Below are 11,387 nucleotides of genomic sequence, written 5' to 3'. Positions count from 1 at the left end.
CCATAGATTTACGTTAGAGCACTGAGTTAGAGCGCTTAATGAACATCAACTACATTGGATCTAGTTTTACATAATACAAATTATGCGAATATCCAGTACCGGAAGATAGCTTTAAAGCAACGCGTAAAAATAGCCGTAAACTAAGCATATAGAGAGGATGGAAAACATGGCCGGGACAACGTATCCCGGCCTTTTCTTTTGGTAATTCACACTCAGGGGTTAATGTCAATGAAAAAGCAGCGTATCGCATCAAAAAATAAATATTGTTTTCCATCAGAATTTTCTGCCGCAAGGCTCATGAACGGCTTTTCTGTCGAAGCTGCCGCACGAATCACCGGGCGCCACGTTCGCACAATTAGAGATTGGGAAGCCGGGAAAACGTTTTGCCCTCAATGGGCCTTGCGGTTGATTGTTCTCGAGAGCCGCTACATGGAAGCCCTGTACGGCCTCAAGCGCGACCGTAGCCGCACTGGCCGTGCCGCACAGCTCGGCTGGTCAATGATGGCCGCGAACGACAGCATGTACGCATCCGGGACAAGCATTCGGTCGCTGGCACGATACTCTGCCAGAGGCAAAAAGCTGCTGACGGCTGAAAGCCGGTCAACCGCTCAAAAACGACGCTGGATGAACATGCGCAGGTCTGCAGCGCGATAGTCCGACTACACTCTCTACGGAATAGCTGAAGCTATTCCTCCGACAGTTCCGTCTACTCCACGCGATTCCACAGGAATCGCCCTGCAGAGAGTGGATAACGTCAAAAGCGGGCTTTCAGGAGCGAGGGTGCAGGACGTGAAACGCTTGCCGCCTTGCTCCGCAGCCTGCGGACTGCACGGCTGAAAATCCCCCTGCCACGCTGGAAGCGACCACCGGGAGCGCTCCGAATCCCCTTGGTCTGGATAGACGGGCAATTAACACGCAGGGATATTTCACGGCTACGCCGCCGCCTCTACTCAGTTATGTCGACCACGATCAATTTCAAGTCGCTCAAGCGCACGTTGAATGGCCTCAGCATGAGTAATGCCTGGCGCTCTTTTCTTTTCGTACTGAATGAGACGATCAGCCTTCAGACGATCGCCGAAGCATGCTTGCTTTAAGCGGCGCGTCAGCTCGGAATTTGCCGCCTGGCGATCGCGAGGTGATTTTCCTGCAGGAGTAACACGAGCTCGCCCTGTTGATTTTTTCTGCTTTTGAGCGGCGCGACGGCCAATAAGCCACATCGACGCACCCACCAGCAGAACTACTATTTCAGTTGATGAAATTTCCATAATGCCCCCTGTTTGGCAGGCATTTTAACGTTAACGGAAAGAAATGTTTATTTTCGTGACTTGTCACGATTAAAGTATTGCTTCCATGCAGGCGAATCAAGCTCCATCGATTTAAGTAATTTATCGTCAGCATCAACAATCAAACTCTCAAGCATCTGCTGACGCGTTACACCAAAATGGCATGCCAAACGGTCAAGCGCAAAAAAAGGACCTGAGGCAACCATCATCGACAACGAAACTTCGCCGTCACTACCGGCGCGACGAGCTGCGCGTGAACGACGCTGCCGCTCTGCCGCCGACATCGGACTAGCTACACGGGGACGGCCACGACCACGCTTTTCTTCGGTGAAAATTTCGATGGTTTTTGTATCTTCAGGCTGGCGCATACTTCCTCCTTTGTATGCCTATATTATATGTGACATGTCACGTTTATTCAAGCATTATTTGTGACATGTCACGGTTATTCGTGATATCCACGAATCGTACCTGGCCGAGGGCGATACCGCCCCTCATCCATAGCTGCAGGAGAACCTTCGATACGAGCGCCCTGCCCTTGGCATGTCAGGAAACCGTCTACAACGCAGCCGCGACCGGCGGCAAACGACTGTTTAGACGACAGGTAAGCAAGCAGCTGGTCACGCTTTACAGCCTGGTCACTCAACGGCCTCGATACCTTTTCAACGCGTAGCGTGTCCTCTTTAGGCCTTGCCTTTGCAACGACCTTAGCAGGCACTTCTGGAGAATCTGCGGGCAGATCTTGAGCAAATAAGTAGGGTGACAAAAGAAAGTATAAGGTGACGCCACAAATAGCGTTGATGATGAAATTAATAAAAAATTCAAGTAGGTCAAAACGCTTCATTTGAATGCCCCCAATTGATCCAAGCGTTGAAAATGGCGCACACGTTCAGCAGCAGGCAACTGCGCCACCAGCTGAGCGACTGGATGCATAGGCTTCAACGGCAACTTAGCCATCCTCGGCGTAAAAAAGCACTTGATGTAATCACGCAACCGCTTACGCAACTTGCCATGACGACCCTCGACATGCCATGGAGACAAATACGAAAAAAGCCCATCAGAATAATCAGCCTTGAATACCTGCTCAGTGTCATACGCTGCATACAAATTGACACCACGATACGTCCATCGGTCATTGAGAATGGCATCATTCCCCATGCCGTACTTAACGGTCGCAACGTGAATCTTCGGTGCCCTGAGCTCGAAACCAAATACGTGTTTTGTGATCGCGCCCAAGAATGGCAATCTGATTTTGTCAAGCCGCCGACACGACACAGTCAACTCAACTAGCGATTCACGAACCTGCTTATCGATCTGATTGGGCGACTGGCAAATAAAATACGTATCCCAACGCTTTTTACGAGAATGCACAAACCAATCAAGAAGCGCCTGGCGAGATTTATCTGCCCACGAACGGGCATTCATCCACGTAGCCATTTCGTCAAGCACCACGAGGCCGTATGTGGCCTCATCAAGCTTATCCGAACCGATGCCAATTGCCTGCATATCATCTATAGAGGGCCGATCTGGAAGCCGATAACAAGTCACTTCGCGCGTACCTATCGGAAGCATCTTATCCAACTGAAGATTCAAATTGGTAGCGACCTTCTTCCCGGCCAACAACGCGTCACGAATACGCCCCACAACAACAAGACTTTTGCCATTACCCTTTTTTCCATAGACAAGATAGTCAGACATGATCAGCTCGCGTCATTGATGAGTTTGATTTTTTGTACAGCCATGTCATAAGCGGCACGACATATGCGACTTGTAACCACAGCGGTTACACAGGCAACCCAATCTGTCGGAATGAACAAACCAACAGAATTGGCAATAAATGGCGGGATAGCGACATAGCTAAGGACGCCTTGCAAAATGGTGTTGATGCCAGCAATTAGAGCTGCTGTAACGACAACAAATGACGCAATAGAAGCACCAGCAGTGCCAAGCTTTCGACCGATCATACTGATGATGGCAGCAATGATTGCGGGGATAGCTGACACCAACAACGTAATGAGCTTTAGCATGATTAATCCTCCCTTCTAAACAGTTGGCCGTAAACCAGATAAGCACTGAACAAGGCCAAGAGCCAGCCCAATACGTCACGCAAAATGTAGATGTACTGGCAAAAATCCCATGTGATAGTGAAACCAGCAACAACGCCCGTAAAAGCCGTACAAACACCGACTGGCGGCGACCAGACCCAAGAGAACCAGCTACTCTTATCCTGCTGCCCAGAGGTGATGCCGTCATAAATTTTCTGGCGATCACTATCGGCCTGAGTGCCCGCATCAGTGATAACTTTTTGCTGATCCGGCAGGACGGGCGCAGCGTCAGTATTCAAATCTTTTTCAATCTGCTTTTGAGTCACCTCACGGTTATAGTCGTCAGGAAACTGCGTCGGCAATGGATTAACAGTCGTAGACGTATTAGTCGTAGTGACATTCGTCGTGTTATTTGTAGTGGTCGTGACAGTTGTCGTCTTACTTGGGAAAGTAGTCTGAGAATCGCCAACAGTCGTTCCGGTGGTGGTGGGTGTCACAGTCACCTGTTGCGTAGTGCGTTGCGTAGACGTAGTGCCATCAGGATTCTGGATAGTCTGAATACTCGGCTCAGAAACCGGAGAAGTCACAGGCGGCGCAGTAACAGTCACAGGCGTTGTTTGCTTAATAGGATTGGTATCTTCGTTTTGTAAGCCAGGATTAGAGGCCATATCCTGCTTCATCGCGTCATACAAGCGTTTGGCAAGATTTGAATCAGCGATTTCCTGAAGCTTAAGTGCGCCAGCGATATCATCACCAGTCGCAGGCGAATATGTAGGAGGAGCCGGGTTCGGATTTACAACAGAATTAGGATAAGCAAAAACGTACCTATTACCAGTGCGGCCAGCCCAACATGCAGTTCCATCATTAGTAATCGGGTAATCATTAGGCGACACAGTAGAAATGACAGCTTGCGACTGGCAAGCAGCATCCAAGGAAGAAAATGTATTGCCCTTTGTATCAGACCACAAATAAACATCTTGCGGAGCTACGGGCTTACAGTAAGAAGTAGCGGGGCCAACAATAATTCCAGGATTTGCACAACTACCATAGCGATAACCAGCGTTCTTTAACGCGACAGCGACCTGGCCCGCAGTTACTGCAGCAGCAGCCCAAGGAACAAGCCTTGCAGCAGAAGCCGCAACAGTCGCAGCATCAGCGCTTGCAGCAACACTTACAGGAACAGACACACGCAATCCAGAAGCTGTAACGAGCACATCACCTGAAGCAGTGGCAACAACGCCATTACCAACAGCATTTGTTACAACCTTACCGGAAACACCATTAACAATATTATTTATATGATTTAGTCCGGCGTAGCTGTTTTGAGCCATAACGGGCATCGAGAAGAAACCGGCCGAAAGCATCAGCAGCAAGGGAATAACGCGATTCATACGATCACCGATAAAGGCTAGGATTGAAAGGAGAACGATAATCACGCTCAGCAAAAGAAAAATGTCTGGTCACATGCCCCCGGCTAGCGCCAGGGAGCATGTGACCAGACACTTGACGACAATCACCGGAAGCACACGCTGCCACCATGCAATTACTCAGCAAGATGGCAGCACGTGGCATACGTGTTACACCTTATTGCCGAAGCGCTTGACCAGTTTGATTACGATGACCATGCCCAGAATCGAAGCAACGACTGGCATAGCCAAACCAAACACGGCAGTTGCATTGGCTTGCATGGAGGTGAATGCTGCCGCCACAGATGGGTCCAACGTTGCATCAGCGCGAGCAGCACCGGCAGCGAGCAATGCAACAGCAGGAGCAGCGATTTTCAGAACGCGAGCGTGAATTTTCGAGATTGGTTTCATTTAATTTTTCCTTCAGATAGAGTCAAAAAATTGCCGGATGGCTTTGAGCCACCGACCCATTACGAAACCGAGGGCGAAACAACTGGTAAAGCCCCCGATCACCAAAGCAAGATTGCTCATGACAGCAACCCTGCAATTAACCCGATGCCCCAAGTCACAACACAACCTGCAGCAACGAGCAAATCCTGTACTGATACAGCGTCAAACATGAATTACTCCCAGTACGCCCGTATGCGGGCAACTGACTCCGTAGGGCCGCTTCCACCGGCTTCGCCATGTGGAAGGCTGTTCACCGGCGCGGCTGGACGCAACGCGCCCGGTAGCACGCCGGCCATCTGGTCTTGCAAAATTTGTTCGGCCCACTCAAGCTGCCGAGCAACAAAATCCGCGCCCAAATCATCATGATTTGCGATCAGGTAGGCCATGTAAAAATCCGGATCAAGCGCCGCCGCAGCACGCATTCCCAAACAAATGGAGCGACGACGCTCGACCATGTACTCAGTACGCATCAAAGCGTTTGCTCGACCGTGAGGTTTGATTTCAGCCATGAGAATGGCCCTCCGACATCGAGGGGGCGACCGTGATCGTGAAGCCGGACGATAGATAGTCGGAGTTTTGTGACAAGGCAAAGGCCCCACTCCGAAGGCCATAATTGACCTGTTGCATGTTCAAGCCACCCACCTCCCACTGATCGCTTCCACGTGTCAGTGACCGACGAGCGCGCCTTAATAAAACCAGGGTAGTTAAACCAGCGACGAGCACCGCGATCAGCTTCAATGAGGCCACCCACACCATATGTTCTAGCGCCATTTGGGAACCCATCCTTCGAATCAAGTTTGGAAGCGTATTTCATCGCGTAAGCGACTGGCTTATTTGCTTTCTCTGTTCGCGTTGAGCCGTGCGGCCACCAGCCCTGCTTATCGGCCTTCGGCATGGTGATGCCACGAGGCATCCAGTACAGAACGTGGTAATGAATCACGCCGCGTTTCTGCATTTCTGCGACCCACAGATACTTCAGCTTTTCGCCAGTGCGACGAAACATCCAATTGCGCACACGGGTGAGATACGCACCCATGTGCTTTGCTTCCCAGCTATCAACCTCATACGTCAGCGTGACCATGATGACGTTATGATTTTTGCGACCCTTCGCCACACTGATTTCGTGCAGCTTTGCAGCCACGCCGATGTTTCGGCGCAGGCGCTTGTATCGCAATTCATCACGGACCAATTCCAGCGGATCAAACGGCTTTGCACCGAAGTTTTCGAAAACGGAATTCTTCTTTCGAACCCCTTGAAAATCTTTTTCATAAAGCGCTACACCATCTTGGTATTGACCCACTTTTGCACCCGCGTATGAGTTGTTGATAACTGGGACAAGCCCAACGTCAAAAGCCTTACTCGACCACGCGTAGGGTGTTGCGCGCCGTCTGCACGGTGCCGCCTTCACGGTCCTTGTAGTTGTCGCGGAAACCGGCAACGGATACCAAGGCTTGAACGTCATCGCCTGGATTGCCGAGCTTGGTATGGGACATGACCGCGACAGCGGATGGAGAGGAGTACTGATCGACGGCGGCTTGGATGACACGCGTTTCAAAGGTGCGCTTGCCTTGGACTTCGAATTGTCGAACGTTGTCAATTCGACCAACGATGACAGCTTGATTTGGCCGCAAGGGCTGCTTAGGTGCTTCGCTCATGGTTAATTCCTTTTCAATTGATTTGGGTTAAATACTGTTCGTTTGAGCAGTAGGCGAAAGATAGTGCCCGTTTGGACAGGTTGTCAATTGAGCCGCATGGTGTAAAGTTGCGGAAAAGGAGGATTTATGGACCAGATACAACTAATTGTTGCCGCGAAACAACGGCAGGGATTGACAAGTGACTATTCGCTTGCTCAACGGCTTGGTGTAACGCCTAGCAGGGTTTCAGCATTAGTTCATGGCAAGAAACCTGCGGATGAAGCAGAGATTTCAATGCTCGCGGAAATGGCAAATGTTGATCTAAGAGCGGCACTGGCGGCTGTTCACCAAGCGCGAGAAAAGAACCCGGCAAAGCGGGCTTATTGGGAGCGGATTTCGATGCAATTTGCACTCGGCACCGTAGCCGCTGCAACGGTTGTCGCTGAGAAAATTTCCGGAAATTTTGAATCACTCATATCACGCTGTACCCCGCGCCGGAGCTTGCTCTCAGCGTGGTGATATGAGGTAAAAGGGTACTGGATTTTCTACAAATTATGCGAAGTTAATGTAGGTCCGTAATAATCGCATTTTTGCAATAATTTTCTGCCATAGTCTGCCGAGCCTGATTTCACGCCATATGCTTCGGTCGCCAGAATTCCTGGATTCAATCTGTTCAGCGAATGTCTGCTATTGGCTGTGGACTCAACGGGTGGATAGCATACTCGTAACGACATTCATACATCATTGTATTGAAAATACAACTTCAACAACTCCCTCTCGTTCTTGACCCCCAACTTTCTGTACGCAGCAATTTTTTGCGAACTGATGGTTTTGACACTGCGGTCGAATTTGGCTGCTATTTCTGTCAATGACATCCCATGCAAGCAATACTTCAGGACCTCCTGTTCGCGTGCGCTTAATGTTGACGTCAACCCTCCCAAATTGACTGCATCATGGCGATCTGAACTTTGGATTGCAATTGCGCTGTTCTTGTTAGCATCTAATTTGGACAACATGCCCTGCTGCAGGAAAACCTGCCCTCTCATCAGCGAACGAATAGCCAGCAGCATCTCTTCGAACGGCTGTTCTTTCCCCACAAAGCCGTCTGCGCCGTAGCTCATTGCTTGCGCAACAATGGGAGGTTTGTGAGACGCCGAAACGAGCAGCAAACGTATAGCAGGAAATTGGGCTTTCAAAGCCCGGATGAGATTGAAACAATCTACGTCGTCGCGGCGCAGTGTGTAATCCAGCAGGATAATATCGACAGCTGTTTTCCCCAGAGCTTCGATCAACGCGTTGCTGGCGGTAAAACACCCAACGACAGCAAGATCATCATGTTTAGCCAGCATCTTCCCGAGGCCGCTCAGGAATATAGGGTGATCATCCAACAACATTAAGCGTATGGGCTGGGAGGTAGGTGACTTAGCATTCATAATGCTCTGTTGGCTTTCTCGAAATCTGTTAAATTGCTTCGGGCCTGGCTCGTTCATTCATCGTTACCTGAACAACGCTTCGCCTTCGGCCCTTGCATGCGACCTTCTAAAATACAAAAATAAGATCGCGATCATAAATTCATGATGGTCATTCGCATCGCCGAACGACCATCATGGCTACTCATTTGGAAAAAAGCACGCCGTATAGTCTGCATCGGTGTTTTGATGCAGATGCGTTCTGAACAGAGAATGCGATGCCCCCCCCTATTCTTCCCTTCTTCTGCACCAATCAAAATCGCCGATGCAACGTACTTACCAGGAGAAGCCTGCGCCAGCGCCTACTGACACGGTCCCGCGAGTTGACGTAGCACCACCAAAGTTCAAGGTACGCGACCCCTTTGCATAAACGTGCTGGTAACCCAGCGCCAACGCAGATTGGCCGTTCTGATAACCAACCCCAACACCCAGTCGATTATTGCCAAGCAGTCCGGCGGTGCTCATCGCCATTTGCGCCTGGGCCGAACTGATTGCCCCCATTTCATCGACCCGGCGATCCAGTTGATCGATGCGATTGTTGACACCGCTAATAGCACCGTCCAACTGACGCTTGTTGACCGCATCGGTAGCTTCAGTACCGTCAGCCACGTTGGTCAGTTGGCGTTCATTACCTGTCGAACCGAAGGAGACGCTGTTGTCACGATCAGCGACCGAGCCGGCGCCGATGGCAACCGAGTTGTTTCCGGTGGCGGACGAATTCGCTCCCAGCGCAGTACTATCTGCGCCGGTTGCCGACGATTTTCCACCGACTGCGGTGCTGTTATCGCCAGAGGCCGTGGCGCCACTGCCAATAGCGCTGGAATTGTCGCCGGACGCCACCGCACCATTGCCGAGCTCGATATCGCCTGCTGGGTTCGTGCCATTGCCGACGCCGCCACCGCCGATGGAGCCATCAGCGATGCCGGTTTCAATGCCGCCTACGCGGCCGTCGAGATCGCCAAGCTGCTGGCCTTGGTCGTCCACTTTGTCACTCAGATCGTCATACTTCTGTTTGAGATCGCCGATAGCAATATCGGAAGAATCTGCCAGGTCGGCCAGCTTCTTGTCCCAGGCAGTCTGCATGTCGAATAGCTGGCCACCGTTGACAGCCTGCATGCTACCCGCGCCGATCAGGCCGGCCGACAAATTGTTGATCATGGTGCCGCTGACGCCGCCCAGCATGACCGACGACTTGTCGCTGTTATACACGACCGCGCCATTGATCGACGAACCCAGATTCGCCAGCGTGGTGTTGATACTAGTGATATTGGTTTCGGCGATGCCAACCCGGCCGTCGAGGGCCGTCAGATTGTTGTTGGTGGCAGTCAGCTGGCTGAAATTGACTGCGTCGGCAGCGTTGACGCCGTTAGCGATACCTGTCAAGGTGCGTGCGCCACCGCTATTATTGGTGAAGTCCACCGCCGTGCCATCGGCACCTGCGCCTACCGTCAGGTTGGCGCCTGCCGCTGCTTGTTGTACCAGACCGACGGTGCCGCTGCCAATCTGACCTGCCAATGTATTGATATCGGTCGTATTTTGGACAACGCGATTATCGATGCTAGTGAATGCACCTGCAACGCCGCCAGCAACATCTACGCCATTTAACGTATAAGTTGGTGCTGTGATGGTGCCATCGGCGTTGACCGCAGAACCGCCGCCCAAGGCAGATGCGATGCTAGTGCTGGTGGCGGTCATTTGACCAAAGTTGGCAGCATCTGAGGCGGTAGTGCCATTGGCAACATTGCTCAACTTAACCGCCCTTGTCGCGCCAGTTCCACCCAATGTCACTTGATTTTTGGTCGTGACGTCGTCGTATTGCACACCTCCGGCGGACACGTCACCAATTTGCGTTTGCAATGTAGATATGCTGGTTTCAGCCGAACTTAAACGCGTATTGGTCGCAAACAATTGCGCACCATTGACCGCTTCCGTACTGCTTGCGCCTAAAGTACCAGCGGCCACACTCTTTAGCGTGCGCGTCGTAGCGCCCGTGCCTGCGAAATCAATAGCCGTGCCATTTGTGCCAGCAGCAACAGTAATATCGGCACCAGCAGCGGTTTGCTGCACCAGACCGACTTTGCCACTATTCAAATTGGTCGTCAGGTTAGTAATACCCGTTGTATTGTTAGTCACCGCGGTATCAAGCCCCGCCAAAGCAGCACCGACGGTAGTTGTTGTACCACCGTTATTGAGGGCATAAGTTGGCCCAGTCACTGCGCCAGTTGTCGGATTAATCGTTGCCCCCAATGCTGTCAAAGCCGGGGTAAGTTGGGCGATGTTAGCCACGTCTGTGCCATGAGTGCCAGCGGCGACATTAACGATCTTGCGTTCGGAAGCGGTCGCACCGACGGATATCGTGTTGGCGGTATTGGCCACTGAATTCGCACCTAGTGCAACCGAATTTGCAGCACTGGCATTGGCAGAATCACCGATGGCAACGCCATTAGTCGCACCAGTGACATGGGACTTATTTCCTAGGGCAATTCCACTGATCGAATTTGTCACTGTACTTGCACTTCCGATGGCAACACCGTCACTTGAGGTCGCGTCGACCTTGATGACTTGACCCGCTTCGCCACCGATGCCGATGGCGCCGCTAGCATTGACTGTGACCTGATTACCCAAGGCGGTAGAGTTGACACCGGCGGCAATGTTTTGAGCACCTATTGAGGTGGAGTCCACTCCGCTTGCTACGGAGCTTGGGCCAAGTGCAACAGACCCGTTTCCTGGCGCCGAACCACCATCACTGCCGCCCCTTAACAAGGGGTTTTCGAGCACGCATATACCTACTTCATTCACAATCCCGCTACTGCCATTGGTCAATACACAGCTTTCGCTGGCTAAGGCCGCAGAAGCACCCAAGGCCAACATGCCAGCCACTGCCGCACTAAGCAAAGTACGGCTAGATTTAGTCTTGCCATTAGATTTTGTTAATTCAGAAACCGCTGTGTATGTACCAGTTGCTGCTTGAAAAATGACACGAAAAGAATGATTCATATGGACTCCAAATGGGTTGAATTTCGACCAGAGGGAGTCTAGATAAAAGATAACTTAAGAAATATGAGAAAACTCTGAAAGAATTTTCTATGTTGTTAAAATTTGT

General features: G+C 51.2%; 14 protein-coding genes. 2 read left to right on the top strand and 12 right to left on the bottom strand.

All coding sequences use genetic code 11. From position 1 onward, the window contains the following. Positions 1-228: 228 nt before the first annotated feature. Positions 229-654, top strand: a complete 426-nt coding sequence (locus ACIPF8_RS17480; RefSeq protein WP_400423422.1) for a helix-turn-helix domain-containing protein — start codon at positions 229-231, stop codon at positions 652-654. Between the two features lie 296 nt (positions 655-950). On the opposite strand, the gene ACIPF8_RS17475 is transcribed toward ACIPF8_RS17480, so the two are convergent. The 10 genes from ACIPF8_RS17475 to ACIPF8_RS17430 form a co-directional block, all read right to left on the bottom strand. Next, complete coding sequence (locus ACIPF8_RS17475; RefSeq protein ID WP_400423421.1) at positions 951-1,265, bottom strand: hypothetical protein; 315 nt, start codon at positions 1,263-1,265, stop codon at positions 951-953. A gap of 47 nt (positions 1,266-1,312) precedes the next feature. Then, the gene (locus tag ACIPF8_RS17470; RefSeq protein ID WP_400423419.1) at positions 1,313-1,651 is read right to left on the bottom strand and encodes a hypothetical protein; all 339 of its coding nucleotides are present in this window, start codon (positions 1,649-1,651) and stop codon (positions 1,313-1,315) included. Positions 1,652-1,725: 74 nt separating this feature from the next. Then, a complete protein-coding gene (locus tag ACIPF8_RS17465; RefSeq protein ID WP_400423417.1) occupies positions 1,726-2,124 on the bottom strand; it encodes a hypothetical protein in 399 nt (132 codons plus the stop codon). Beyond that, a complete protein-coding gene (locus ACIPF8_RS17460) occupies positions 2,121-2,978 on the bottom strand; it encodes a zonular occludens toxin domain-containing protein (protein WP_400423415.1) in 858 nt (285 codons plus the stop codon). The genes ACIPF8_RS17465 and ACIPF8_RS17460 overlap by 4 nt, the downstream gene beginning before the upstream one ends. Before the next feature lie 2 nt (positions 2,979-2,980). Then, on the bottom strand, positions 2,981-3,307 hold the full coding sequence (locus ACIPF8_RS17455) for a DUF5455 family protein (RefSeq protein WP_400423413.1): 327 nt from the start codon (positions 3,305-3,307) through the stop codon (positions 2,981-2,983). Between the two features lie 2 nt (positions 3,308-3,309). Next, the gene (locus ACIPF8_RS17450; protein WP_400423411.1) at positions 3,310-4,716 is read right to left on the bottom strand and encodes a hypothetical protein; all 1,407 of its coding nucleotides are present in this window, start codon (positions 4,714-4,716) and stop codon (positions 3,310-3,312) included. Positions 4,717-4,902: 186 nt separating this feature from the next. Beyond that, the gene (locus ACIPF8_RS17445; RefSeq protein WP_400423409.1) at positions 4,903-5,142 is read right to left on the bottom strand and encodes a major coat protein; all 240 of its coding nucleotides are present in this window, start codon (positions 5,140-5,142) and stop codon (positions 4,903-4,905) included. Positions 5,143-5,354: 212 nt separating this feature from the next. Next, positions 5,355-5,690, bottom strand: coding sequence for a hypothetical protein (locus ACIPF8_RS17440; protein WP_400423407.1), 336 nt, complete (start codon positions 5,688-5,690; stop codon positions 5,355-5,357). Further along, positions 5,651-6,481 (bottom strand): hypothetical protein, encoded by an 831-nt coding sequence (locus tag ACIPF8_RS17435; protein ID WP_400423406.1) that lies wholly within the window; start codon positions 6,479-6,481, stop codon positions 5,651-5,653. The genes ACIPF8_RS17440 and ACIPF8_RS17435 overlap by 40 nt, the downstream gene beginning before the upstream one ends. A gap of 55 nt (positions 6,482-6,536) precedes the next feature. Continuing rightward, positions 6,537-6,836 (bottom strand): hypothetical protein, encoded by a 300-nt coding sequence (locus ACIPF8_RS17430; protein ID WP_400423404.1) that lies wholly within the window; start codon positions 6,834-6,836, stop codon positions 6,537-6,539. Between the two features lie 126 nt (positions 6,837-6,962). On the opposite strand from ACIPF8_RS17430, the gene ACIPF8_RS17425 reads away from it, so the two are divergent. Beyond that, positions 6,963-7,334, top strand: coding sequence for a hypothetical protein (locus ACIPF8_RS17425; RefSeq protein WP_400423400.1), 372 nt, complete (start codon positions 6,963-6,965; stop codon positions 7,332-7,334). A 215-nt stretch (positions 7,335-7,549) separates the two neighbouring features. On the opposite strand, the gene ACIPF8_RS17420 is transcribed toward ACIPF8_RS17425, so the two are convergent. Next, a complete protein-coding gene (locus ACIPF8_RS17420; RefSeq protein ID WP_400423398.1) occupies positions 7,550-8,305 on the bottom strand; it encodes a response regulator in 756 nt (251 codons plus the stop codon). 255 nt (positions 8,306-8,560) lie between these two features. After that, a complete protein-coding gene (locus ACIPF8_RS17415) occupies positions 8,561-11,281 on the bottom strand; it encodes an ESPR-type extended signal peptide-containing protein (RefSeq protein WP_400423397.1) in 2,721 nt (906 codons plus the stop codon). Positions 11,282-11,387: the final 106 nt, after the last annotated feature.

It is taken from the genome of Collimonas sp. NPDC087041, assembly GCF_044745265.1.
In the GTDB taxonomy this organism is placed as follows: Bacteria; Pseudomonadota; Gammaproteobacteria; order Burkholderiales; family Burkholderiaceae_D; genus Collimonas.
Note: the sequence above shows the minus strand (reverse complement) of the source record. Positions and strands in the feature narration are given on the sequence as shown.

Coding starts and splice junctions, on each gene's coding strand:
- ACIPF8_RS17420 (WP_400423398.1), bottom strand. CDS start 8,305: ATGAACGAGCCAGGCCCGAAGCAATTTAACAGATTTCGAGAAAGCCAA.
- ACIPF8_RS17455 (WP_400423413.1), bottom strand. CDS start 3,307: ATGCTAAAGCTCATTACGTTGTTGGTGTCAGCTATCCCCGCAATCATT.
- ACIPF8_RS17425 (WP_400423400.1), top strand. CDS start 6,963: ATGGACCAGATACAACTAATTGTTGCCGCGAAACAACGGCAGGGATTG.
- ACIPF8_RS17440 (WP_400423407.1), bottom strand. CDS start 5,690: ATGGCTGAAATCAAACCTCACGGTCGAGCAAACGCTTTGATGCGTACT.
- ACIPF8_RS17430 (WP_400423404.1), bottom strand. CDS start 6,836: ATGAGCGAAGCACCTAAGCAGCCCTTGCGGCCAAATCAAGCTGTCATC.
- ACIPF8_RS17450 (WP_400423411.1), bottom strand. CDS start 4,716: ATGAATCGCGTTATTCCCTTGCTGCTGATGCTTTCGGCCGGTTTCTTC.
- ACIPF8_RS17475 (WP_400423421.1), bottom strand. CDS start 1,265: ATGGAAATTTCATCAACTGAAATAGTAGTTCTGCTGGTGGGTGCGTCG.
- ACIPF8_RS17480 (WP_400423422.1), top strand. CDS start 229: ATGAAAAAGCAGCGTATCGCATCAAAAAATAAATATTGTTTTCCATCA.
- ACIPF8_RS17445 (WP_400423409.1), bottom strand. CDS start 5,142: ATGAAACCAATCTCGAAAATTCACGCTCGCGTTCTGAAAATCGCTGCT.
- ACIPF8_RS17460 (WP_400423415.1), bottom strand. CDS start 2,978: ATGTCTGACTATCTTGTCTATGGAAAAAAGGGTAATGGCAAAAGTCTT.
- ACIPF8_RS17465 (WP_400423417.1), bottom strand. CDS start 2,124: ATGAAGCGTTTTGACCTACTTGAATTTTTTATTAATTTCATCATCAAC.
- ACIPF8_RS17470 (WP_400423419.1), bottom strand. CDS start 1,651: ATGCGCCAGCCTGAAGATACAAAAACCATCGAAATTTTCACCGAAGAA.
- ACIPF8_RS17415 (WP_400423397.1), bottom strand. CDS start 11,281: ATGAATCATTCTTTTCGTGTCATTTTTCAAGCAGCAACTGGTACATAC.